The organism is Staphylococcus sp. HMSC072H03, from assembly GCF_001809305.1.
GTDB classification, from domain to species: domain Bacteria; phylum Bacillota; class Bacilli; order Staphylococcales; family Staphylococcaceae; genus Staphylococcus; species Staphylococcus hominis.
The window spans coordinates 1-25,462 of sequence record NZ_KV796861.1; the positions used below are offsets into that span (position 1 = coordinate 1).

The 25,462-nt window shown below is 31.6% G+C and carries 26 protein-coding genes; 21 read left to right on the plus strand and 5 right to left on the minus strand.

Annotation, left to right across the window (positions count from 1 at the left end; all coding sequences use genetic code 11):
- Positions 1-25: 25 nt before the first annotated feature.
- On the minus strand, positions 26-352 hold the full coding sequence (locus HMPREF2578_RS00005) for an ArsR/SmtB family transcription factor (protein WP_002448641.1): 327 nt from the start codon (positions 350-352) through the stop codon (positions 26-28).
- A 155-nt stretch (positions 353-507) separates the two neighbouring features.
- On the opposite strand from HMPREF2578_RS00005, the gene HMPREF2578_RS00010 reads away from it, so the two are divergent.
- The 5 genes from HMPREF2578_RS00010 (at position 508) to HMPREF2578_RS00030 (ending at position 5,406) form a co-directional block, all read left to right on the plus strand.
- On the plus strand, positions 508-1,164 hold the full coding sequence (locus tag HMPREF2578_RS00010; RefSeq protein ID WP_002448697.1) for an SDR family oxidoreductase: 657 nt from the start codon (positions 508-510) through the stop codon (positions 1,162-1,164).
- A gap of 341 nt (positions 1,165-1,505) precedes the next feature.
- Positions 1,506-2,438 carry a type I phosphomannose isomerase catalytic subunit gene (locus HMPREF2578_RS00015; protein WP_017176087.1) on the plus strand — a complete coding sequence of 311 codons (933 nt, stop codon included), beginning with the start codon at positions 1,506-1,508 and terminating at the stop codon, positions 2,436-2,438.
- Between the two features lie 398 nt (positions 2,439-2,836).
- Positions 2,837-4,210: an EVE domain-containing protein gene (locus HMPREF2578_RS00020; RefSeq protein ID WP_049382646.1), complete on the plus strand. Its 1,374-nt coding sequence runs from the start codon at positions 2,837-2,839 to the stop codon at positions 4,208-4,210.
- 149 nt (positions 4,211-4,359) lie between these two features.
- The gene (locus tag HMPREF2578_RS00025; protein ID WP_019835530.1) at positions 4,360-4,755 is read left to right on the plus strand and encodes a thiol-disulfide oxidoreductase DCC family protein; all 396 of its coding nucleotides are present in this window, start codon (positions 4,360-4,362) and stop codon (positions 4,753-4,755) included.
- A gap of 210 nt (positions 4,756-4,965) precedes the next feature.
- Positions 4,966-5,406, plus strand: a complete 441-nt coding sequence (locus HMPREF2578_RS00030) for a Dps family protein (protein WP_017176090.1) — start codon at positions 4,966-4,968, stop codon at positions 5,404-5,406.
- 84 nt (positions 5,407-5,490) lie between these two features.
- Here HMPREF2578_RS00030 and deoD read toward each other — a convergent pair whose 3' ends face one another.
- Positions 5,491-6,201, minus strand: coding sequence for a purine-nucleoside phosphorylase (gene deoD / locus HMPREF2578_RS00035; protein ID WP_049434884.1), 711 nt, complete (start codon positions 6,199-6,201; stop codon positions 5,491-5,493).
- A 145-nt stretch (positions 6,202-6,346) separates the two neighbouring features.
- Between deoD and deoC the strand changes: the two genes are divergently transcribed.
- Genes deoC through HMPREF2578_RS00055 form a run of 4 tightly spaced genes read left to right on the plus strand, consistent with a single transcriptional unit; the run spans position 6,347 to position 9,916 of the window.
- Positions 6,347-7,009 carry a deoxyribose-phosphate aldolase gene (deoC, locus tag HMPREF2578_RS00040; RefSeq protein WP_070508181.1) on the plus strand — a complete coding sequence of 221 codons (663 nt, stop codon included), beginning with the start codon at positions 6,347-6,349 and terminating at the stop codon, positions 7,007-7,009.
- Positions 7,010-7,065: 56 nt separating this feature from the next.
- On the plus strand, positions 7,066-8,367 hold the full coding sequence (locus HMPREF2578_RS00045) for a pyrimidine-nucleoside phosphorylase (RefSeq protein ID WP_070508182.1): 1,302 nt from the start codon (positions 7,066-7,068) through the stop codon (positions 8,365-8,367).
- A gap of 11 nt (positions 8,368-8,378) precedes the next feature.
- Entirely contained in the window at positions 8,379-9,563 is a 1,185-nt protein-coding gene (gene deoB / locus HMPREF2578_RS00050; protein ID WP_070508183.1) for a phosphopentomutase, read from the plus strand.
- 2 nt (positions 9,564-9,565) lie between these two features.
- The gene (locus HMPREF2578_RS00055; protein WP_070508184.1) at positions 9,566-9,916 is read left to right on the plus strand and encodes a DoxX family protein; all 351 of its coding nucleotides are present in this window, start codon (positions 9,566-9,568) and stop codon (positions 9,914-9,916) included.
- Positions 9,917-9,982: 66 nt separating this feature from the next.
- Here the strand turns inward: HMPREF2578_RS00055 and HMPREF2578_RS00060 are convergent, their stop codons facing one another.
- On the minus strand, positions 9,983-10,453 hold the full coding sequence (locus HMPREF2578_RS00060; protein ID WP_070508185.1) for an S-ribosylhomocysteine lyase: 471 nt from the start codon (positions 10,451-10,453) through the stop codon (positions 9,983-9,985).
- Positions 10,454-10,711: 258 nt separating this feature from the next.
- Here HMPREF2578_RS00060 and HMPREF2578_RS00065 point away from each other — a divergent pair, with 258 nt between their 5' ends.
- From HMPREF2578_RS00065 to HMPREF2578_RS00075, 3 genes are all read left to right on the plus strand, one after another.
- On the plus strand, positions 10,712-11,887 hold the full coding sequence (locus tag HMPREF2578_RS00065) for a M20 family metallopeptidase (RefSeq protein ID WP_017175111.1): 1,176 nt from the start codon (positions 10,712-10,714) through the stop codon (positions 11,885-11,887).
- 4 nt (positions 11,888-11,891) lie between these two features.
- Positions 11,892-13,088: an L-aspartate--L-methionine ligase LdmS gene (locus tag HMPREF2578_RS00070; RefSeq protein WP_070468325.1), complete on the plus strand. Its 1,197-nt coding sequence runs from the start codon at positions 11,892-11,894 to the stop codon at positions 13,086-13,088.
- A gap of 104 nt (positions 13,089-13,192) precedes the next feature.
- Positions 13,193-13,858 (plus strand): DUF2750 domain-containing protein, encoded by a 666-nt coding sequence (locus HMPREF2578_RS00075; protein WP_017175113.1) that lies wholly within the window; start codon positions 13,193-13,195, stop codon positions 13,856-13,858.
- A gap of 69 nt (positions 13,859-13,927) precedes the next feature.
- Here the strand turns inward: HMPREF2578_RS00075 and coaW are convergent, their stop codons facing one another.
- Positions 13,928-14,728 carry a type II pantothenate kinase gene (coaW, locus tag HMPREF2578_RS00080; RefSeq protein ID WP_017175114.1) on the minus strand — a complete coding sequence of 267 codons (801 nt, stop codon included), beginning with the start codon at positions 14,726-14,728 and terminating at the stop codon, positions 13,928-13,930.
- 180 nt (positions 14,729-14,908) lie between these two features.
- Between coaW and HMPREF2578_RS00085 the strand changes: the two genes are divergently transcribed.
- From HMPREF2578_RS00085 to HMPREF2578_RS00095, 3 genes are all read left to right on the plus strand, one after another.
- A complete protein-coding gene (locus tag HMPREF2578_RS00085) occupies positions 14,909-15,769 on the plus strand; it encodes a GNAT family N-acetyltransferase (protein WP_049414157.1) in 861 nt (286 codons plus the stop codon).
- A gap of 109 nt (positions 15,770-15,878) precedes the next feature.
- Positions 15,879-16,409 (plus strand): DNA-directed RNA polymerase subunit delta, encoded by a 531-nt coding sequence (gene rpoE / locus HMPREF2578_RS00090; RefSeq protein ID WP_049414159.1) that lies wholly within the window; start codon positions 15,879-15,881, stop codon positions 16,407-16,409.
- A gap of 197 nt (positions 16,410-16,606) precedes the next feature.
- Positions 16,607-18,214 (plus strand): CTP synthase, encoded by a 1,608-nt coding sequence (locus HMPREF2578_RS00095; protein WP_019835603.1) that lies wholly within the window; start codon positions 16,607-16,609, stop codon positions 18,212-18,214.
- A 116-nt stretch (positions 18,215-18,330) separates the two neighbouring features.
- Here the strand turns inward: HMPREF2578_RS00095 and HMPREF2578_RS00100 are convergent, their stop codons facing one another.
- Positions 18,331-18,852 carry a DUF2529 domain-containing protein gene (locus HMPREF2578_RS00100; protein WP_019835604.1) on the minus strand — a complete coding sequence of 174 codons (522 nt, stop codon included), beginning with the start codon at positions 18,850-18,852 and terminating at the stop codon, positions 18,331-18,333.
- 161 nt (positions 18,853-19,013) lie between these two features.
- On the opposite strand from HMPREF2578_RS00100, the gene fdaB reads away from it, so the two are divergent.
- The 6 genes from fdaB (at position 19,014) to HMPREF2578_RS00130 (ending at position 25,424) form a co-directional block, all read left to right on the plus strand.
- Positions 19,014-19,871 carry a class IIb fructose-bisphosphate aldolase FdaB gene (gene fdaB, locus HMPREF2578_RS00105; RefSeq protein WP_002448638.1) on the plus strand — a complete coding sequence of 286 codons (858 nt, stop codon included), beginning with the start codon at positions 19,014-19,016 and terminating at the stop codon, positions 19,869-19,871.
- A 392-nt stretch (positions 19,872-20,263) separates the two neighbouring features.
- The gene (locus HMPREF2578_RS00110; protein ID WP_019835606.1) at positions 20,264-21,535 is read left to right on the plus strand and encodes a UDP-N-acetylglucosamine 1-carboxyvinyltransferase; all 1,272 of its coding nucleotides are present in this window, start codon (positions 20,264-20,266) and stop codon (positions 21,533-21,535) included.
- 87 nt (positions 21,536-21,622) lie between these two features.
- Complete coding sequence (locus HMPREF2578_RS00115) at positions 21,623-21,958, plus strand: winged helix-turn-helix transcriptional regulator (protein ID WP_002488141.1); 336 nt, start codon at positions 21,623-21,625, stop codon at positions 21,956-21,958.
- 109 nt (positions 21,959-22,067) lie between these two features.
- Positions 22,068-23,495 carry an aldehyde dehydrogenase family protein gene (locus HMPREF2578_RS00120; RefSeq protein WP_061544547.1) on the plus strand — a complete coding sequence of 476 codons (1,428 nt, stop codon included), beginning with the start codon at positions 22,068-22,070 and terminating at the stop codon, positions 23,493-23,495.
- A 239-nt stretch (positions 23,496-23,734) separates the two neighbouring features.
- A complete protein-coding gene (gene rho, locus HMPREF2578_RS00125; protein ID WP_017175120.1) occupies positions 23,735-25,051 on the plus strand; it encodes a transcription termination factor Rho in 1,317 nt (438 codons plus the stop codon).
- A 115-nt stretch (positions 25,052-25,166) separates the two neighbouring features.
- Positions 25,167-25,424, plus strand: coding sequence for a type B 50S ribosomal protein L31 (locus tag HMPREF2578_RS00130; RefSeq protein WP_002448672.1), 258 nt, complete (start codon positions 25,167-25,169; stop codon positions 25,422-25,424).
- Positions 25,425-25,462: the final 38 nt, after the last annotated feature.

Below are 25,462 nucleotides of genomic sequence, written 5' to 3' on the forward strand. Positions count from 1 at the left end.
GATGGTGTGTGTGATTAGACATTTATTATTCACCTCTTTGATGATGAGCATGTTGAATGGCTTGTTTTAATAAAGTAGAAACATGTTGATCGTCTATAGAATAAATCATGGATTGTCCATGACGTGACGATTTAACGAGGCCTGCTTGTTTTAAACTCTTTAATTGATGCGATACATTTGATTGAGTTAATTTTAATGTATGCGTAATATGCCCAACACTAGCTTCACCTTTATATAACAATTCTAAAATACGTAAACGGTTATAATCGCTTAACGCTTTAAATGTCTCAGTTAAACGGTTAAGCATGTATTCATCTATAAATATATCTCTATCTTTATTTGTATTGGACATCACATGAGACCTCCTCTTTAATATATTAATATATATTCATATATTAATATATAGTGTCCTTGTCTAAGTGTCAATGATATATAGTAAATAAGTTTAAAAATGATACTAAGTGGTATTAATAAACTATGAAATGAATTGAAGGAGGAAATAAGTTTATGAGTATATTAGTTATTGGTGCTAATGGTGGCGTAGGTTCTAAATTGGTTAACCAATTAAAAGAAGATCAAGTTGATTTTACAGCCGGTGTTCGTAAAGAAGAACAAGAAAGTGCGTTAAAAGATCAAGGTGTTAATGCCATTTTAATAGATGTAGAAAAAGATAGTATTGATGATTTAACTGAGAAATTCAAAGGCTTTGATAAAGTTATTTTCTCAGTTGGTTCAGGTGGTAGCACAGGTGCTGATAAAACAATCATTGTTGATTTAGATGGTGCAGTGAAAACGATTGAAGCAAGTAAAAAAGCAAATGTTAAACATTATGTAATGGTTTCTACTTACGATTCACGTCGTGAAGCATTTGATGCAAGTGGAGATTTAAAACCTTATACAATTGCAAAACACTATGCAGATAATCATTTAAGAAATTCTGGACTAACTTATACAATCGTTCATCCAGGTGGTTTAGAAGATAAATCAGGTACTGGTGAAATTAAAGCTGACTTGTATTTTGATGAAGGAAGTACAATTCCACGCGAAGATGTGGCTTCTGTATTAAAACACGTAGCGACTTCTGAAAATAAATTTGAAAATAAAGAATTTCAAATTCTTTCAGGGCATCAATCTATTCAAGAAGCATTATCTCGTTTTGAGTAGTTAAGTTAGATAATTAATTACAAATGAAAAGTTCTGTGTTAGAGTAGGACAGTGAGTTTTAAAACTTGCTGTTCTATTCTTTTTTATTAATATATATAATTTCTATTAAATTAATAATGAAATTGATATAATAAACATATGAGTGAAAATTTTTATTTAACTATAGAAGCGAAATAGCATTTATATAGAATTAGTTATCTGATATATTAAAAGCTTAAATAGATAGTAATTTAAAGATAAAATGGGTCATCAATTGTTCTAATTATACATAATCATTTAAATACGATATTTCACTTTAAAATAAAGAGAGAAGCAATAACCGTGTTTTAGGAGGTGCAATCATGCCATTATTTTTAAAGCCTATTTTCTTTGAAAAAATATGGGGCGGTAATAAGTTAAATCAATTTAATTACGACATACCAAGTGAACAAACTGGAGAATGCTGGGGTATTTCTGCACATCCGAATGGAAAAAATATGATTGAAAATGGTCAGTATGCTGGTCAAACATTAGATCAAGTATGGAATGATCATAGAGAATTATTTGGAGACTTTCCAAGTAAAGATTTCCCTTTATTATGTAAAATAGTGGATGCAAGACATCCTCTATCTATTCACGTTCATCCTGACGACTCGTATGCATATGAATTTGAAAATGGTCAATATGGTAAGTCTGAATGTTGGTATATTATTGATGCAGAAGAAGACGCTGAAATTATACTCGGTACTTCTGCTGATTCAAAAGAAACATTTGAGAATAAGATAAAAGAAGACGCGGTGTTGGATGCAGTAGAAAGAATCAAAGTTAAACCAGGTGAGTTTTATTTTATACCAGCTGGAATGCTTCATTCTATAGGTTCTGGCGTTTTAGTATATGAAACAATGCAATCATCTGATATTTCATATAGAGTATATGATTATGAACGTAATCGAACTGATGGATCATCATTAGAAGTTAGCAAAGCATTAGACGTGATTCAATTTACTGCAAATGCACCTACTATAGTACCTGAAACTACAATTGTAGAAAATCATAAACGTAGCCAAATTGTATCTAATGACTTTTTTACAATGGTTAAATGGGAAATAAGTGGAACGCTTAATTATATGAAGCCTCGTGAATTTTGTCTTATTTCTGTATTAGAAGGTCGTGGACAAGTGATTACAGATGGTGAAATCTTTAAGCTAGAAAAGGGATCTAATTTTATTTTAACTTCTGAAGATTTAGATAGCGTATTTGAAGGAGAGTTCACTCTAATTATAAGTTATATTTAGTTAATCAATTTAATTTATAAGCAGACGTGTTGGAATAATTTCTATATCTAGCATGATTTTCTTGTGTGATAGCTGAATCTAGAAGTTTTTTATCTTCCGCTTCCTGTTAATCGGAAATCTAATAATGTTTAAATAATGAGATAGTATATTTTAATAGTGAAATGGAATTTTGTGAGGATTCATATGATTCTATTTCACTTTTTTGAATTTAAAAAGTGATTTAATAATACGTCAACTCTATTAAAAAAATATGATAAAATAAAAAAAACGAAATCTTATAGACTATTCATATATTTAAATTTAAGCGATCTAAAAATGACTAATAGGTGCTAAAATTAATATTAATATATACATGAATAAAGATGCTAAATTTAAAATAAGTAAGAAGGAGATTCTAGATGGCAGAAGAAGTAAATTACTTTTGGTTAAATTGTGGATATACAAGATGGAACCATAATGAACCATTAGTTGGACAAACAACTTTATTTGAGTCTGGAGCACAGTTCAATCCTACTCAGGGTTTTCGAGCGTTCAAAAAAGCTAAAATTGGCGATCAAGTGATTTTTTATCAAGTACAAACAGATACTGGATTATTAGGAATTGGGGAAATTATTAGTGTTCAAACAGGAGCACAAAATAAAATTAGAGTTGAATTTAAATTTAATGAAGAGTTAAAGCCTTTAACTACTGACTATTTAAAACGTAGTGAAGTGCTAGATTATCGAATGAATAATATGCGAGAAACGTTAATAAATCAACTCACAAAAGAGGAGTTTCAATTAATCGTTGAGTTAGGAAAAGGTAACATTCAATTACCTCGATATTTCTTTTTATCTGAAACTGAAAAATTTGAACCTGATACCCATTATACGATTTTTACACATACTTATAATGGAATTAAACGGAATGGTTATCATTTTTATAACCAATTAGAAGTAGGGGATAATTTAATATTTTATGATAAGAATAGTAATCAATCGGTCGTAGGAATTGGTGAAGTATCTCGTCATATTCATGAAAAACCTCCAATTCCTGGTCGTACTAATAGTACTGCAATTGAGATTTATTATGAAAAGAATATCACTCCTGTTACATTAGGAGCACTAAATAAACATCCTAAATTAAAGAACTTATACTTTTTACAAGAAAATGCTAAGCAAGCAATAGCAAGTATGAGTCAAGCACAATACGATGCTATTATAGACATGAGTGAAAATGATGGGATTAGAACACCATTTGAGACTATTAAAAAACCAGGATTCAATACGGATCATGATGAGACCATTAAACCTTTTATTTTACTCGTTGTAGATAAACGTGAAGAAGGTTTGAAAGCAGCCAATAATCTTTTACAAAAAACGAATGCTAATCCAGTTATTACTAGTGGTCACCCTGACTTTAGTGAAGATATGTTATATGGCAAATATCTACCTAATGAGACAGGTGCCTTATATTATAGAGAAGGTTTTATTACACAACTTATGCCTAAAAATGACAAAAGTTACTTAGTGATTGATAACTTTAATAGACTTGATCCAGATATATTTCAAACTTATATTAATGTTTTAGAAGGGTACGAAGTTACATTACCTAGATATAATAAAGACGGTAACATGATTACTTGGTCTCGTGAAAAAAATTCTTTTTATCATTTTAATCCTAATTGGCATATTATTGGCGTAACATACGAAAAGTTAGAAGATATCAAAAATAAATATTCACAACAATTTTTAAAATATACACGTATTGTAAAAGTGAACCATGATGCATAATGTCAAACAAGTTAGATAAAAACAGCATAATGTATAATTAGTTAAAGTGGATATAGAATTTGAAATAAATTCTATATCCACTTTTTTGTGTTTAATGAGTCCTTGTAAAAGGAATATATTAAATAGGTTAAAAAGGAAGGTGACGGAACATGCCAATCGTTTATTACGATGGAAATTGTGTGTATTGTTATAATTATTGTATTTGGCTAATACAACATGGTTTACCTAAAAATTATGAGTTTGCGACGTTAAAAGGAGAAGCGGGACAACATTTATTTAAACAACATCCCGAAGCTAAAAATAAAAATAGTGTGATACTACAAGAAGGAGATCGTTTATATTACGAGACTACTGCAGTAGCAAAATTAATCACAACATTAAGTAGTAAAAAATGGTTAGGCATACTACTTAGAGTAATGCCATTACCAATAAGAAATTTAGGTTATCGACTGTTTGCTAATAATAGAGATAAAATGTGGAAAACACATTGGCATAAACCAAACGCATATGAAAAATCATTCTTTATTGATGATGATAGACAATAAATGAGAAAACTATTTTTTAATTGATAATATCTATATTTTTTGATTATATATTATAAAACTTTTGATAATGATTCTATATATTTATTCATAAATATTAGTGTTTTTAAGTTGCGTGTGTAAAATGACTTTACAGATTATAATTATTATAATATAATTATGATTGTAAAAGAGAGACTTGGCTGTATAAAAGTACAAAAAAGGAGAGATTCGATGACTCAACAAGATGTAGTAAAAGAATTAAATCAACAAGTAGCAAACTGGACAGTAGCATATACAAAATTACACAACTTCCATTGGTATGTTAAAGGTCCTAATTTCTTCTCATTACATGAAAAATTTGAAGAATTATACAATGAAGCTAGTCAATATGTAGACGATTTAGCAGAACGTATTTTAGCAATTGGAGGTAACCCAGTAGCAACATTAAAAGAAAGTTTAGAACTTTCAATTGTAAAAGAAGCAGAGACACATTACACTGCTGAAGAAATGGTTAAAGCTTTCTCTGAAGATTTAACTCAAATTTCTAAACAACTTGGAAAAGCAATTGAAGTTGCAGGAGAAGCAGGAGACGATGTTTCAGAAGATATGTTTATTGGTATGCAAACATCAGTAGATAAACATAATTGGATGTTTAAATCTTATTTAGTTTAAGTATTCTATTTTAAAAAGAGCCATTGTGGACGATAAAACGTCTACAATGGCTCTTTAACTTTTAATAGTAACATTGATAAGTGATTATTCAGCGATTTCTAAAGCAATTTCCATCATTTGAGTAAATGATGTTTGACGTTCTTCAGCTGATGTAGCTTCATCTCTTAAGATATGATCACTTACAGTAAAAATACCTAATGCTTTTTTACCAGCATGAATCGCATTTAAATATAAGCCAGCTGATTCCATTTCAATACCTAAGATACCCATGTTCTTCCAACTATCGTTAAAATGTTTATCGGCATTATAAAATGTATCTGATGATAAAATATTTCCAACATGTGTAACTGCCCCGATATCATCAGCAACTTGTTTAGCTTTAGTAATTAACTCAAAATCTGCAATTGGAGCAAAGTGACCAGGAATATTAAATTGATCTACATAATTTGAATTAGTTGAAGCAGCTTGAGCAATAATGACATCATATAAATTCACATTCTCTTGTAATGCACCACATGAACCAATTCGGATAATTGTATCAACATCAAAGAAATTATAAAGCTCATACGAATAAATTCCAATACTTGGAATACCCATACCTGAACCCATTACTGAGATCTCTTTACCTTTATAAGTGCCAGTGTATCCAAACATATTACGTACTTCATTAAATTGTTCAACATTTTCTAAAAAGTGATCAGCAATATATTTTGCGCGTAATGGATCCCCAGGCATTAATACTGTTTTAGCAATTTTAGCTCCATTAGGTTGAATATGAGGTGTACCGTTTGTCATGAATATCTTCTCCTTAACATTTTATTCAAAATAAAGATAACATTTGTTTAAAATTTTTGCGAATTTTTGTACTATATAAATGAGAGAAACATATAAATTATGTTAATATAGTTGGCTTTCGAGCAATACATTGGAGGAAATTTTTATGGAATATTCAAAATATATTGATCATACACTTTTAAAACCAGAATCAACACGTCAACAGATTGATAAAATTATTTCTGAAGCTAAGGCGTATCATTTTAAATCGATTTGCGTCAATCCGACCCACGTTAAGTATGCTTCTGAACAACTTGTGAATTCTGATGTACTCGTATGTACAGTGATTGGGTTCCCACTTGGAGCTACAACAACTGCTACAAAGATTTTTGAAACAGAAGATGCGATTAAAAATGGCGCGTCTGAAATTGATATGGTTATCAATATAGGCGCACTTAAAGATGGAAGATATGAAGACGTTCAAAAAGATATCGAAGGCGTAGTTGGCGCAGCTAATGGAAAAATAGTGAAAGTTATTATTGAAACTGTTCTTTTAACAGACGATGAAAAAGTGAAAGCAAGTGAACTAGCAAAAGCTGCTGGTGCAGATTTCGTTAAAACATCAACTGGCTTTGCTGGGGGAGGCGCTACACCAGAAGATGTGAAATTAATGAAAGACACTGTGGGAGACGAATTAGAGGTTAAAGCTTCAGGTGGCGTGCGTAATCTTGAAGATTTTCACAAAATGCTTAATGCAGGTGCTACACGTATTGGAGCAAGTGCTGGTGTTCAAATTGTCAAAGGTTTAGAATCAAATTCTGATTATTAATAATATATTTTTTAACATCATTTAGAAATGCAACAACCGAGAAAGGGGATAGCACAATGAGAATGGTAGACATCATTGAAAAAAAGCGTGATGGACAGACATTAACTAAAGAAGAAATCGAATTTTTCATAGAAGGATATACCAATGGAGATATCCCAGATTATCAAGCTTCTAGTTTAGCGATGGCAATCTTTTTCCAAGATATGAATGAAGAAGAACGTGCAGCTTTAACTATGGCAATGGTTAATTCAGGTGATGTTATTGATTTATCAAAAATTAATGGTATTAAAGTAGATAAACACTCAACTGGTGGCGTTGGAGATACGACGACATTAGTGTTGGCACCATTAGTAGCCGCAGTGGGAGTGCCAGTTGCCAAAATGAGTGGCCGTGGTTTAGGACATACGGGGGGTACGATTGATAAGTTAGAATCTATTGATGGATTCCATGTTGAAATCTCTGAAGCGGACTTCATTAAACTTGTTAATGAAGATCAAGTTGCAGTGATTGGACAAACAGGCAATTTAACACCTGCAGATAAGAAACTATACGCATTAAGAGATGTTACAGGAACAGTTAACTCTATTCCTTTAATCGCATCATCTATCATGAGTAAGAAAATTGCCGCGGGTGCTGATGCAATCGTCCTAGATGTTAAAACTGGAAATGGTGCATTCATGAAAACATTAGAAGATGCCGAGGCTTTAGCACATGCTATGGTTAGTATAGGAAATAATGTTGGTAGAAATACAATGGCTATTATTTCAGATATGAGCCAACCACTTGGTCGTGCGGTTGGGAATGCTTTAGAATTAAAAGAAGCGATTGATACCTTAAATGGTCAGGGACCTGAAGATTTAACTGAACTAGTGTTAACGCTTGGTTCACAAATGGTCGTACTTGCTGAAAGAGCAAATACACTTGAAGAGGCGCGTCAATTGCTCAATGAAGCCATTGAAAATGGTTCAGCATTAGATAAATTCAAAACATTTTTAGAAAATCAAGGTGGAGATGCTTCAGTTGTCAATTCACCGGAGTTATTACCGACTGCCGAATATCAAATTGATTATAAAGCAAAATCAAGTGGTGTAGTTTCAGAGCTTATTGCTAATGAAATTGGAGTTGCTTCAATGATGTTAGGTGCGGGAAGACAAACGAAAGAAGATGACATAGATTTAAGTGTTGGCATTGTGTTGAATAAGAAAGTAGGAGACAACGTCAATGTAGGAGAATCTTTATTAACGATTCACAGTAATCGTGAAAATGTTGATGATGTAATTAAGAAACTTGACGAAAGTATCGAAATTAAAGCGCAAGCAAAAACACCAACATTAATTCATAAAATAATTACAGAGTAGGAGTGTTAAATATGACGACACCATTTAAAAGAGTGCATTTAATTGTCATGGATTCAGTAGGTATTGGTGAAGCACCTGATGCTGCAGCTTTTAATGATGAAGGTTCACACACATTAAAACACACGTTAGAAGGTTTTAACCAATCATTACCTAATTTAGAAAAATTAGGATTAGGTAATATTGAAGATTTGCCAGTGGTCAATAAAGTTGAACAACCAGGTGCTTTTTATACTAAATTAAGTGAAGCTTCTGTTGGAAAAGATACGATGACAGGACATTGGGAAATTATGGGACTAAATATCATGCAACCATTTAAAGTTTATCCAAATGGATTTCCTGATGAATTAATTCAAGAGATTGAAGAAATGACAGGTCGAAAAGTTGTAGCAAATAAACCTGCTTCAGGTACTGCAATTATAGATGAATTGGGCGAACATCAAATGAAAACAGGTGATTTAATTGTATATACAAGTGCAGATCCTGTATTACAAATTGCTGCACATGAAGATATTATCCCACTTGAAGAATTGTATGATATTTGCGAAAAGGTTCGTGAATTAACTAAAGATCCTAAGTACTTAATTGGCCGTGTTATTGCACGTCCATATGTTGGTGAACCAGGACACTTTACGCGTACATCTAATCGTCATGATTATGCTTTAAAACCATTTGGTAAAACTGTTATGAATACATTAAAAGATAATGATTATGATGTTATTGCTATTGGTAAAATCAATGACATCTATGATGGCGAAGGTGTAACTGAAGCCATTCGTACAAAAAATAATATGGATGGAATGGATAAGTTAATAGAAGTTGTCAAAAAAGACTTTAATGGATTAAGTTTTTTAAATCTTGTTGATTTTGATGCTTTATATGGTCATCGTCGTGATAAAGAAGGTTATGCACAAGCCATTAAAGATTTTGATTCACGTTTGCCTGAGTTAATCGACAACCTTCAAGAAGACGATTTAGTAATTATTACTGCTGATCATGGTAATGATCCAATTGCAGAGGGAACAGATCATACTAGAGAATATATTCCTGTATTGATGTTTAGTCCTAAAATTAATAATTATCATAGATTATCAGGTGATACAACATTTAGTTCTATTGGTGCAACAATAGCAGATAATTTCAATGTTGAATTGCCAAAATACGGAAAAAGTTATTTAAAAGAAATGGGAGTTGAATAATTATGAAAATAATGAGATATTTACTAGGTTTAGCATTTGGAACAGCAGGAATACTACATTTTACAAATGAACGTCAATTTAGATCGATTGTACCGGAGTATTTACCATTACGAAAAACAGCAGTTTTAGTGACAGGCGTATTTGAAATGTTCTTTGGAGTTATGTTATTAGCCAAAAGACCTGCGGATTGGTTGAAAAAAGGTATTAATGCATTTTTACTTGCAGTTTTACCAGCAAACGTTTACATGGCAAGAAAGCAATTACCATTAGGAAATAAATCTGTTCCTAAGTGGGCATTATACTTAAGATTACCACTTCAATTCATTTTAATAGCTATCGTAAAAAAATTATAATAAAATTTAAATAAACCATACCCTACCTAAATGCTTTAGGTAGGGTATGGTTTATTTAATTATTAATTATTTGCCTTCACCAAAAACGTCGTTCCATTGATTACGTTTATCTAAGAATTCTTTTGCGAGTGCTTTAGCACCTTCAAGAGAATGACTAGCAGCCCAGCCGCATTGAACTTCATTGCAAGCAGGAACTTCTGTAGCTTCTAACACATCATTTAAAGTTTTTTCAACAATATTTAATACATCTTCGTAGTCATCGTGATCAATAAATGAAACATAAAAACCAGTTTGACAACCCATAGGACTTAAATCTACAACTTTATCAGAATGATTTCTGATATGTTCAGCCATTAAATGTTCTAATGAATGTAGCGCTGGCATATCCATATGCGTTTTATTTGGTTGTTTAAAACGTAAATCATATTTTTTGATAACGTCTCCATTAATCCCTTCCATTGTGCCTGCTAAGCGAATATATGGAGCAACTACTTTTGTATGGTCAAGATTAAAACTTTCAACGTTCATTTTAGTCATATTATTTCCTCCTATAAATACATTGTTTGAATAATATGATTGTAACAAGAGTGCCAATCATTTACAATTTTCTTAATTAAGTGATTCAAATGCTTATTGTAAGAAAATTTTGTAAATTCAAATGAATGTGATGACAATCTATAGTAAATCCGATAAAATAAGTAATAATTAAATTTAAAGATACATCAAGAAATTGATTGACTTGATGTCTAAATAAATATAGATATTAATATTCGTGTATAAAAGGAGTATAGATTGATGAGTAGTAAACAAGAGATATTAGACTATATAGAGAATAAAAAGTACGATTATGTCGAAATAAGCCATCGTATACACGAGCGTCCTGAGTTAGGCAATGAAGAGATATTTGCATCAAGAACATTGATTGATCAATTAAGAGCAAATGATTTTGAGATAGAAACAGATATTGCCGGACATGCTACTGGGTTCATTGCAACTTACCAGTCTGAAAAAGAAGGACCAACTATAGGATATTTAGCTGAATATGATGCTTTACCTGGTTTAGGTCATGCATGTGGCCACAATATCATTGGGACAGCAAGTGTATTAGCAGGAATAGCACTTAAACAAGTCATCGATCATGTTGGTGGAAAAGTAGTTGTATTAGGATGTCCTGCCGAAGAAGGTGGAGAAAATGGAAGTGCAAAAGCTTCATATGTAAAAGCCGGTGTGATTGATGATATTGACATTGCACTTATGATTCATCCTGGAAATGAAACATATCCAACGATAAATACATTAGCCGTTGATGTGCTTGATATTAAATTTTATGGTAAAAGCGCCCACGCTTCAGAAAATGCGGATGAGGCTTTAAATGCATTAGATGCGATGATTTCTTATTTCAATGGTGTAGCTCAATTACGTCAACATATTAAGAAAAGTCATCGTGTACACGGTGTAATTTTAGATGGAGGTAAAGCTGCTAATATTATACCTGACTATACACATGCGAGATTTTATACACGTGCCACTACTAGAAAAGAACTTGATATTTTAACAGAACGTGTTAATCAAATTGCAAGGGGTGCAGCCATCCAAACGGGTTGTGACTATGAATTTGGTCCTATTCAAAATGGTGTAAATGAATTTATAAAAACACCTAAACTAGATGAATTATTTGAAAAATATGCCATAGAAGTTGGCGAAGAAGTAAGTTATGATGATTTTGGTTTTGGTTCGACAGATACGGGAAATGTTAGTCATATAGTTCCTACAATTCATCCACATGTTAAAATTGGCTCAAGAAATTTAGTAGGTCATACACACCGTTTTAGAGAAGCAGCTGCAAGTGTTCATGGTGATCAAGCTTTGATTCGTGGCGCAAAAATTATTGCTCTTATGGGACTAGAATTAATTGAAAATAAAAAACTATTTGATGAGGTTGTGGAGCAACATTCTCAAATAAAGGGGTAAAAAAATGAAAAATGAATATAATGTTCCAAAGTTAACGTTAAGTGATTTGTATGATGAAAATATTGTATATAATTCAAGACCTTCTTATGCATTGAATCCTTGGCTCACAACAGAAGAGCATCAGTCTAATTTTTTGACTGGTCGTGAAATGATCATCGCTAAGGATATGCCGATTGTTGTACACGAAGCGAGTATTACAGATAAATTACAACAACTATTTGATCTTATTGGTAAAAAAATACCAAAGCATCTTTATACATTTAGAGATCGTGAAACGTATGAACGCTTGTTACAAGAGATTATCAATAAAGAAGGGAAAAAAATATATTTTCAATATATCGAAAACAATGACATAGTAGATGACGAAGCGTATGCCATTGATAAAGACGTTTTTGTAGCTTTAAATAATAAATCACGTATTCCTGAATGGACAAATCATAAATATTTACCAGACCGTGAAATTGTGTCAATTAGAGATTTCAAAGGTCGTATCAAAGATTGGGATTATCCTTTTGTAATTAAGCCAGGAGATGAATTACCAACTGCAGGTGGTTATGGCGTAATGATTTGCTATAACGATGAAGACTTAGAAAAAGCAACTCAACGAATATTTGAAGCGGCCCATGCTACCGATAATTTAATCATTGAACAAAAAATAGAAGCAGTTAAAAATTATTGTGTCCAATTTGCATATTCTAAAGAAATAGGTATCACCTATCTAGGTACTGCCCATCAAATTACTGATAAATATGGTCTATACGCAGGAAATGAAAATGTGCATGATGTTCCAGAAAAAGTGATTCAAGCTGGTCGTGAAATTATGCAAAATGGAGTGAACTTAGGCTTTATTGGTGTGGCAGGATTTGATTTATTATTAGATGAAAATGATAATGTATTTGCTATAGATTTGAATTTTAGACAAAATGGTTCGACAAGCATGCTACTATTACAAGATGAATTAAATCCTAACTATCAAAAATTTTATAGTTATTTTTCAAGAGGAGATAATACTCGTTTCTTCAATGTTATTTTAAAATATGTTAAACAAGGCGTGCTTTATCCTCTTTCGTATTATGACGGTGATTGGTTTGGTAAAGATGAAGTGAATTCTCGCTTTGGATGTATATGGAATGCTGATTCTAAAGAAGAAGTTGAACAATTAGAACAAGCATTTATTAGTGAACTTGATGATACTAATTAAGTTAGAGTATAGGTTAAATTAATTATAAAAAAGAATATGGATGTTTGACGTTAATTTTAATATAATTTAACATTTAATTAGTATATTAAGAGAGAGGGTTTGTAATGGAATATAAGCATAATGACTATTTCAAAGAGATATTAATTAATGAAGTCATTATTTTGGCTAGTAAAAATAAAAAATTAATTCGTATTCATCATGAAGATGGTGATTACACAGGAATGTGGACGAATGAAGACATCGCAAAAGAGTATTTAAATCACTCAGACATTCAATTTGATCGACTATTAAATATTGATATTGATACGTTCGTTACGTATGATATGGATGAATTGTTTGATGAAAGTGATAAAATTTTAATCAATACTTCAAGTAAAGAAGAGGGACATATTGTCAAAGTTGTAGACATGATGAATGAACTCATGTCTGAATTAGACAAAATTCGTCTTAAAGAATTTGCAAAAGATATTTCAAAAGAAAATCATGTTTTTGGCTTAACACGTAAAGGGGAAAAAAGATTTATTCTTATTAGTGATAAAGAAAATCAAAAACCTAATATTATGCCTGTATGGAGTATTAAAAATCGGGCACGAAAAGTTCGTGATAAAGATTTTGAAGAATGTGATTTAATCGAAATTGAAGGTAGTGTATTTAGTGAATGGCTTGATAAATTAAGAGATAATGATCAAGCTGTCGCAGTAGACTTAAAACCTGGAGTCGTAGGCACCATTGTTTCTCCACAAAAAGTATCTAATGAATTATCATTTTAAATCAAATCCCAATAGGTTTCTTTTTTAAGAAATCTATTGGGATTTTTATGTTAATGTTTTTAGTTTGAATTAGCTTAAATGAAGGACACCGATTGCACCTGAAAATGCACCATTTTCAATATAAAAAGGATGACATCCTCGTAAAACAGTATAATCCTCAATAACTTTTCGTAGTAAGGGATTATTATTAAAAGAAGACCCAATATAAACAACATTTTTTGTTTGACATTCACGAGCTACTGTAATCGCCATCGTTGTAATCACTTCGCCAACGACACCCACGACAGATGCTAATTTATCTGAGTTAGTAAAATGTTCATTCATATTATTTAGTACATTGCCAAAGTTTGCAGCAGTGAGTTCACCAGGAATAGGCGGTTCAGAATCTTTATATATATGTTTAACTTTTAAATCGATAATATCTCTATTTCCAGATTGAGCGAGATTTGTAAGTGTTTCATAATCAGATATTTCAGTCAATAAATAACCTAAACCTCGAATCATTCCGCCACCCGTACCAATTCCGCCTACACGTTCTTGATGGTGACCATTATAATAGTGTAAAGATGTACCAGTACCTATGTTTGCAAATATGTATTGATTAATATGATGGCCTTGCTCCTTAAGTAAAATACCTAATCCCTTTGAAGCAGCATCAAATTCAACAAATATTTGGGATGATTGTTTGATGTTTTCAGCAATAACGCCTGCGTTACCACCTGTTAAATTGATTTTTTCGAATTCATTTTGGTTTAACCATTGAATGACTTTATTTATATCTGTTGTTAATTCAGTTGACAATGTACGGTGTGTATCATCTTCCATTGCTATTTTAATTAATGTACCGCCGGCATCGATACCTACTCTCATTTTTTTCACCTCTAAAATTAATATATGACATGTTAATACTATAATAATTTTGACGAATTGCAATTATTTTACAATATTATAAAATAAATAGTAAATATTAGAGTAAATAGATTATTTTATAAGATTTAAAGGTTATATATGATATTATTAAAACAACTTTGAGATATAGGGGTTAATTTTATGAGTATAGTAAAGCAATTTGAAAATATTACAATTCAGGAATTTGAAGAACAATATCGCGATGATGTCTTAAACTTTGAATTAAGCGAACGACAACAAATTTATTCATCATTACCTAAATCTGTATTAGAAGATGCTTTAAAAGATGAAAATCGAGTAGCTAATATTGCCATTAATGAAAATGGAGATGTAGTAGGATTCTTCATACTTCATCAGTATTATCAACATGAAGGATATGATACACCTGAGCATGTCGTTTATGTTCGATCATTGTCTATTAATGAAAAATTTCAAGGACAAGGCTATGGTACAACTATGATGATGTATTTACCTCAATATGTTCAACTATTATTTCCAGATTTCAATCATTTATATTTAGTTGTTGATACTGAAAATGAAGGGGCATGGAATGTATATGAACGTGCTGGATTCATGCATACTGCTACTAAAGAAGAAGGACCCATCGGTAAAGAACGTTTATACTATTTAGATTTGGATTCTAAACATGTATCGTCATTGAAATTAGTTGAGAATAAAAATTCAAATATTGCAATGTATCAAATTATTGATTTATTAAAAGATGATCAAAAAGTTGGATTTATTGCACTCGAACATCTAGATACTCATCTAAACATCGCTGCAATAGAAGTCTATAAAGATCAAAGAAAAGAGGGGATTGCTGGGAGTGCTTTAAGACAACTTCCTACATATGTACGTAAACATTTTAAAGAAATAAGAAGTATAGGTATTACATTATTTGGGGAAAATAATGAACTTAAGCCATTATGTATTAGTAGCGGCTTTGTTGAGACAGATCAATCAGATGACTTAGTTATTTTCAAAAAATATATTAATTACTAATTGAATAGCAATTGCGAAATCATAAAATGTCATTTATAATTTATCTTTGTTACTATTAATAAAAGCAATGTAAAGATAATAAAATCCTTTGAAAGGAAGTTTAGTTATAATGAAAATTCAAGATTATACTAAAGAAATGGTTGATGAAAAATCATTTATCGATATGGCTTATACTTTATTACACGATAAAGGGTCAACAATGAATCTCTATGATATTATTGACGAATTTAAAAGTCTCGGTAATTATGAATATGATGAAATTGAAAATCGTATTGTACAATTTTATACTGACTTAAATACAGATGGACGTTTCTTAAATGTTGGTGAAAATCAATGGGGATTACGTGATTGGTATTCAGTAGATGATATTGAAGAAAAAATTGCACCAACAATTCAAAAATTTGATATTCTTGATGACGATGATGAAGAAGATGAAAATCTTAAGTTACTTGGTGAGGATGAAATGGATGATGATGATGATATTCCAGCTCAAACGGATGACCAAGAAACATTAGATAATGCTGATGATGATGAAGAAGATATTGACGGTTCAGATATCGTTATTGAAGAAGATGAAGATGATGACATCGCTGAAGGTGAAGAAGAAGCATTTGAAGACGCAGAAGATTTTAATGACTAAATATTAGTTTTAATTGACTTTTGAATGAAAAATGTTAAAATTTTATTCGGGCTCCTTTAATTAGGACACGTGTATAAATGTTATACGCTCCCCTTACAAATTTGTGAGAGGGAGCGATTTTTTTATTTTTAGGAAATGTTTAAATTTTGTAGAGATAGAGTAAGGAAGCAACCCTTAATAAATTAGGAGGTCAGACAATGACAAAATTTATCTTTGTAACCGGCGGAGTAGTTTCATCTTTAGGTAAAGGTATTACAGCCGCTTCTCTAGGAAGATTGTTAAAAGACAGAGGACTTAAAGTAACAATTCAAAAATTTGATCCATATTTAAATGTTGATCCTGGTACAATGAGTCCTTATCAACATGGAGAGGTATTTGTTACAGATGATGGCGCTGAAACTGACTTGGACTTAGGACATTATGAACGTTTTATAGATATCAATTTAAATAAATATTCGAATGTCACTGCAGGTAAAGTATATTCACATGTGCTAAAAAAAGAACGTCGTGGAGATTATTTAGGTGGAACAGTTCAAGTGATTCCACACATTACAAATGAAATTAAAGAACGCTTATTATTAGCTGGAGAAAGTACAAATGCGGATGTGGTCATTACCGAAATAGGCGGTACAACAGGTGATATTGAATCTCTTCCATTTATTGAAGCTATTCGCCAAATTAGAAGTGACCTTGGCCGTGAGAATGTTATGTATGTTCATTGTACATTACTTCCATACATTAAAGCAGCTGGAGAAATGAAAACTAAACCAACACAACATAGTGTAAAAGAATTACGTGGTTTAGGTATTCAACCTGATTTAATTGTTGTTCGAACAGAATATGAAATGACTCAAGATTTAAAAGATAAAATTGCTTTATTCTGTGATATAGATAAAGAAAGTGTTATTGAATGTAGAGATGCATCGTCATTATATGAAATCCCATTACAATTAAGTGCTCAAAATATGGACGATATTGTAATTAAACGCTTAGATTTAGATGCTAAATACGATACACAATTAGATGAATGGCAATATTTATTAGATACCGTTAATTCATTAGATGGTACGATTACTATTGGCTTAGTTGGTAAATATGTAAGTTTACAAGATGCATACTTGTCAGTGGTGGAATCACTAAAACATGCAGGTTATCCATTGAAAAAAGATGTTGTAGTAAAATGGATTGATTCAAGTGAAGTGACAGACGAAAATGTAGAGAGTTATTTAAGTGATGTTGATGGAATTTTAGTTCCTGGTGGCTTTGGTTTTAGAGCAAGTGAAGGTAAAATTTCAGCTATCAAATATGCAAGGGAAAATAATATACCTTATTTTGGTATTTGCTTAGGAATGCAATTAGCAACTGTCGAATTTGCAAGAAATGTTGTAGGACTTAAAGATGCTCATTCAGCAGAACTTGATCCAAATACACCATATCCAATTATTGATTTGTTACCTGAACAAAAAGATATCGAAGATTTAGGTGGCACATTACGTTTAGGTCTTTATCCATGTACTATTAAAGATCATACTTTGGCACATGACATTTATAATGAAACAAATATTGAAGAGCGTCATCGTCATCGTTATGAATTTAATAATGCTTATAGAGAACAATTAGAAGATAAAGGAATGGTCTTTTCTGGTACTAGTCCAGATGGTCGTTTAGTGGAAATGGTAGAAATTCCAGAAAATGATTTCTTCATTGCTTGTCAATTCCATCCGGAATTCTTATCTAGACCTAATAGACCACAGCCAATTTTCAAAGCTTTTGTAGAAGCTGCTTATAAACACCAACAAAATTAAAATATCAAAATAGAAGCGGAATAGACTTTAAAAGTAGTCTATTCCGCTTCATTTATATCAATTTATATAGAAGATAAAGGTTGTACATGTTAGGCGCTAATGATTATAAAGTTAATTTATAATTCCAAGTCTCTAGTCATTTCAATCATTTGTGTATATATATCATAGTAAATGTAATTAAACGCCATTGTATGAGGTTGTACAATTTTATCGTAATCCTCAGTATATACAATCGGACGCGGAGTTGATAAGTTTACAAAATGCATAAGATGTTCAGGGAAATCTTCTTGTTTAGGACGATTGCATACTAATACAAAATCAATATCTTTGTCTATTAATTGTTGAACATCTTGAGCAACCTCCTTAGTATAAAAAGGAGAGAATAAAAATACACGATCAGTTGTGTCTAAATCATTTAAACTGTTTAATTCACTCAATTTTTTACTAGAATTTAATTTTTCATCACTTTCTAATATAAAAGTTTCAAAAAATTTTAAATCTCCATAACCATTAATATATACATATCCTTCTCCACCAATAGCTTGGATTAAACATTGAGCAGCCATTTGTATGTCTAACGCTTGGTCTTCTAAACGATTAAATATACCCGTTAATTGTGTTTGTAGTATCTTTGACATGATTATCCTCCATTTCATTAGTATTGTAATGAAATATAATATTTTATGCAATGAAGCTTCAAAAGTTATCAATTATTTTTAAATTAAGCATGCAATAAAAAATATTATCTGCTATAATAATTTTTGAAAATTTATGTAATTGGATACAAGGAGGAACTTTCATGCCATTAGTTTCAATGAAAGAAATGTTAATCGATGCGAAAGAAAATGGTTATGCGGTTGGTCAATACAACTTAAATAACTTAGAATTTACACAAGCTATTTTAGAAGCTTCTCAAGAAGAGAACGCGCCAGTGATCTTAGGTGTTTCCGAAGGTGCTGCACGTTATATGAGTGGTTTTTATACAGTAGTTAAAATGGTAGAAGGTTTAATGCATGATTTAAACATTACTATACCAGTAGCTATCCACCTAGATCATGGTTCAAGTTTTGAAAAATGTAAAGAAGCTATTGATGCTGGATTTACTTCAGTAATGATTGATGCTTCACATAGTCCATTTGAAGAAAATATTGAAATTACTTCTAAAGTAGTAGAATATGCACATCAACATGGCGTGTCAGTTGAAGCTGAATTAGGAACAGTGGGTGGACAAGAAGATGATGTTGTAGGCGGTATCATCTATGCTGATCCTAAAGAATGTCAAGAATTAGTCGAAAGAACTGGTATTGATACTTTAGCACCAGCATTAGGTTCAGTACATGGTCCTTATAAAGGCGAACCTAAATTAGGCTTCAAAGAAATGGAAGAAATTGGTGCATCAACTGGATTGCCACTTGTTTTACATGGTGGTACAGGTATTCCAACTAAAGATATTCAAAAAGCAATCCCTTATGGTACTGCAAAAATTAATGTAAATACTGAAAATCAAATTGCTTCAGCTAAAGCTGTTAGAGATGTATTGAACAATGATAAAGAAGTTTACGATCCTCGCAAATACTTAGGTCCAGCACGTGAAGCTATTAAAGAAACAGTAAAAGGCAAAATTAGAGAGTTTGGTACGTCTAATCGCGCTAAATAAAATAATTATTATTAAAGGTTAAGGCAACCTGAACTGTCAGCAAAGTGTTCGCTTTGTTGACAGTTTTTTTATTTTATACAAAAATTTTACGATATATTATTAAAGTATTTGTATAAAGTTAGTCATGCTGAATGTTAATCAATTACTGACTCATGATTTATAAAAAATAAATTATCTCTTTTTAAAATTTATGAAAAAACAGAATTAAATAATTGTATAAATTGATTTATAATAGTGTTATCAATCCGTTATATGAAATATTAGATTTTTGGATATTAATATTATAATTGCTAAGTTTTTTTAAAAGTTAGTATTTTACAAATAAATAATATATAATTTATAATGCGAATTATGTATAATTTTACAAAAGGCGAATAAAGGAGAAAAAATAAATGAGTCAAGAAGTAATTAAAATCCGAGGTGGTCAACCACTAAAGGGTGAAGTTACAATTAGTGGTGCAAAAAATAGTGCCGTAGCTATTATTCCAGCTACTCTATTAGCGCAAGGACAAGTGAAAATTGACGGTTTACCGCAAATCTCAGATGTTGAAACACTAGTGAGTTTATTAGAAGATTTAAATATTAAAACAAATCTTAATGGTAAAACATTAGAAGTTGATACAACAGACATTAAAAATGCACCGTTACCAAATAACAAAGTTGAATCTTTACGTGCTTCTTATTACATGATGGGAGCCATGTTAGGTCGCTTTAAAAAATGTGTGATTGGTTTACCAGGTGGTTGTCCATTGGGCCCACGTCCAATTGATCAACACATTAAAGGATTTAAAGCTTTAGGTGCTGAAATTGATGAATCAAGTGATACATCAATGAAAATAGAAGCAAAAGAATTGCACGGAGCCAACATCTTTTTAGATATGGTAAGTGTTGGTGCAACCATCAACATTATGCTTGCAGCTGTTCATGCAAAAGGGCAAACAACGATTGAAAATGCTGCCAAAGAACCAGAAGTAGTAGATGTAGCAAACTTTTTAAATAGCTTAGGCGCAAATATCAAAGGCGCCGGTACGAGTACTCTAAAAATCAGTGGTGTTGAAGAGTTACATGGAGCTGAATATCAAGTGATTCCTGATAGAATTGAAGCGGGAACGTATATGTGTATTGCCGCTGCTTGTGGTGACGAAGTAACAATTAAAAATATTGTACCTAAACATTTAGAAGCGCTCACAGTTAAACTAAATGAATTAGGTGTTGATATTGATATCGATGATGATAAAGAACAAATAGTAATTAAAGGTAAATCATCATATAAAAATGTAGATATTAAAACATTAGTATATCCTGGATTTGCTACTGACTTACAACAACCTATTACGCCTTTATTATTTATGACAGATGGTCCATCTTTCGTTACAGAAACGATATATCCAGCTCGTTTCCGCCATGTAGAAGAGCTCAAAAATATGGGAGCTAGTATTGAAGCAGATACGTCTACTGGTACTGCAACAATTAAACCTTCTAAACTTCAAGGTGCCAAAGTATATGCGAGTGATCTACGTGCAGGAGCTTGCTTGATTATTGCTGGATTACTAGCAGAAGGTGTTACAACAATTTATAATGTTAAACATATTTATAGAGGATATACAGATATCGTTAAACATCTTAAAGATTTAGGTGCGGATATTTGGACTGAACAAGTTTAATTATTTTTGATATACTTAAATATATTAATTGCTGAAGTATATTAAATACCTGCAATGTTTAAGAAGTTTTGAATAGAGGTGAAGACAATGGAAATCTGTCCATATCTCGAAGAAACCTTTAAAATTGTTGGTAGAAGTTGGAACGGTTTAATCATTAATTACCTATCTCGATGCGCTGATTATACTGCACACTTTTCCGATATGAAAAGGGATTTAAAAACAATTACTCCACGTGCATTAAGTATTAAGCTTACAGAATTAGGTGAGTGGGAATTAGTAGACAAAAAAGTCATTTCTACACGTCCTGTTTCTATCGTTTATGAGTTAACCGATAAAGGAAAAGCACTTGCTGAGGCTTTAAGACCAATTGAAGCATGGGCTAGAGATTACGTCACATTAGAACATAACGATTCAGTTAAATAATATAGTTAAAAGGTTGGAGTTTATATAAACTTTAACCTTTTAATTATGTTTAAATAACATCAAATCGGATATATATTAGACATACACATTCTTAAGGAGTGAATCATTGATGAGAAATTATACTCAACAATATATTAATGGTGAATGGATTGATAGTGAAAGTAACGAAACAATTGATGTAATTAATCCAGCAACAGAAGAAGTTATTGGAAAAGTTGCAAAAGGTAATGAAAAAGACGTAGAAAAAGCGGTTCAAGCTGCTCATGACGTATATTTAGAATTTCGCCATAGTTCAGTTGAAGAAAGAAAACAACTACTAGATAGAATAGTAGAAGAATATAAAAATAGAAAACAAGATATTATTGAAGCAATTACTGCAGAGTTAGGTGCTCCACTAACTGTTTCAGAAAATGTTCATTATCAAATGGGTTTACAACACTTTTCAGAAGCACGTAGAGCTTTAGATTCATTTGAATTTGAAGAACGTCGTGGAGATGATTTGGTAACTAAAGAAGCGATTGGCGTTTCTGGATTAGTTACACCATGGAATTTCCCAACTAATCAAACATCTCTTAAATTAGCAGCAGCATTTGCTGCAGGTAGTCCAGTTGTGTTAAAACCTTCTGAAGAAACACCATTTGCTGCAATAATTTTAGCTGAAATCTTTGAAAAAGCAGGCGTTCCTAAAGGTGTATTTAACTTAGTTAATGGTGATGGTGAAGGTGTAGGTAATCCATTAAGCGAACATCCTAAAGTTAGAATGATGTCATTCACTGGTTCTGGAGCTACAGGTTCTAAAATTATGGAAAAAGCAGCTAAAGATATCAAAAAAGTATCTCTTGAATTAGGTGGCAAATCACCATATATCGTACTTGACGATGTAGATATTAAAGAAGCTGCAAAAGCTACAACTGGAAAGGTTGTTAATAATACTGGTCAAGTATGTACTGCAGGAACAAGAATCTTAGTTCCAGAAAGTATTAAACAAGAATTCTTAACTGCCTTAAAAGAAGAGTTTAGTAATGTTAAAGTTGGCGATCCACTTGATAAAAATACTCAAGTAGGACCAATCATTAGTAAAAAACAATTCGACACAGTACAATCTTATATTGATAAAGGTATTGAAGAAGGCGCTGAATTATTATATGGCGGTCCAGGTAAACCAGAAGGATTAGATACAGGTTATTTTGCTAGACCAACTATTTTTGTAAATGTTAAAAATGATATGACTATTGCACAAGAAGAAATTTTTGGTCCAGTTGTTTCAGTAATCACATATAATGATTTAGACGAAGCAATCGAAATTGCTAATGATACTAAATATGGTTTAGCAGGATATGTAATTGGTAAAGATAAAGAAACGCTTCAAAAAGTAGCACGTTCAATTGAGGCAGGTAGAATTCAAATTAATGAATCTCCAAACGAACCTTATTTACCATTTGGTGGTTATAAACAATCTGGTATCGGTCGTGAATGGGCCGACTACGGAATTGAAGAGTTCTTAGAAGTAAAATCAATTGCTGGTTATTTTAAATAATTAAGTATAATGAAATATTTTAATATAAATACAGTTCATGGAATTGTTTTAGTTCCATGAGCTGTTTTATTTTTTGAAATTTAATAAAATCATTTTGTAATTAAATTAAAAATTTGCTATATTAATTCTAGTATTTAAGATGCTAACGTTTAAAACATTTAAGTTATAATCATTTAGATGATTTGACAATGCTAGTAGCTAGATGATTTTTATAAAAATATAAGAAATGGGTGCAATTTATGCCTGAAAGAGAACGAACATCACCACAATATGAATCTTTTCATGAATTGTATAAAAATTATACGACAAAAGAACTTACGCAAAAAGCAAAATCATTAAAACTAACTAATTATAGTAAATTGAATAAAAGTGAGCTTGTCTTGGCAATTATGGAAGCTCAAATGGAAAAAGATGGAAATTACTATATGGAGGGTGTTTTAGATGATATACAACCTGATGGATATGGTTTCTTAAGAACCGTTAATTATTCTAAAGGTGAAAAAGATATATATATATCAGCGAGTCAAATTAGACGTTTTGAAATTAAACGAGGCGATAAAGTAACTGGAAAAGTACGAAAGCCTAAAGACAATGAAAAATACTATGGACTTCTACAAGTTGACTTTGTTAATGATGAAAATGCAGAAGTTGTAAAAAAACGTCCTCATTTCCAAGCACTTACTCCGTTATACCCAGAGGAAAGAATTATTCTTGAAACAGAGCCTCAAAACTATTCTACTCGAATTATGGATTTAGTTACTCCAATTGGTTTAGGTCAACGTGGTCTTATTGTTGCTCCTCCTAAAGCTGGTAAAACGTCATTACTTAAAGAAATTGCAAATGCAATTAGTACAAATAAACCAGATGCTAAATTATTTATATTATTAGTAGGTGAACGACCTGAAGAGGTAACTGATATAGAGCGTTCAGTAGAGTCAGCAGAAGTAGTACATTCCACTTTTGATGAACCTCCTCAACACCACGTTAAGGTAGCAGAGTTATTACTAGAAAGAGCAAAACGTCTTGTAGAGATAGGACAAGATGTCATTATCTTGATGGACTCTATTACGCGTTTAGCAAGAGCATATAATCTTGTTATCCCGCCTAGTGGTAGAACATTGTCAGGTGGTTTGGATCCAGCATCCTTACATAAGCCTAAAGCATTTTTCGGTGCTGCGCGTAATATTGAAGCAGGTGGTAGCCTAACTATTTTAGCAACAGCTTTAGTAGATACAGGTTCACGTATGGATGATATGATTTATGAAGAGTTCAAAGGTACAGGTAATATGGAACTTCATCTTGATCGTAAATTATCCGAACGTCGAATATTCCCAGCTATTGATATTGGACGTAGTTCTACACGTAAAGAAGAATTATTAATTAGCAAGTCCGAATTAGACTCATTATGGCAACTTAGAAATATGTTTACTGATTCTACCGATTTTACAGAGCGTTTTATAAGAAAATTAAAACGTTCAGAAAATAACAAAGAATTTTTTGAACAATTGCAAAAGGCAGCCGCTGAAAGTACAAAAACAGGAAAACCAATTATCTAAAATATATGATTGAGGGTTGCGTTTTCCTTCAATAACTATTATAATTACACAGTATTGGGTAAAAACTCACAAATAACTCTGTTCCAGATGGTTCAGGGCAAAGGAGCTGAAAAAAATGAAACAAGGAATTCATCCTGATTACCACAAAGTCATCTTTTTAGATACAACAACTAACTTTAAATTCTTAAGTGGTTCTACTAAAACTTCTTCAGAAACAATGGAATGGGAAGATGGTAACGAATACCCAGTTATTCGCTTAGATGTATCATCTGATTCACATCCATTCTACACAGGACGTCAAAAATTCGCTGCTGCGGATGGTCGTGTGGAACGTTTCAACAAAAAGTTTGGTCTCAAATCAAACAACAATTAATTTTGAACTTAAAATGCCTGCCTAATCTATTATGTATA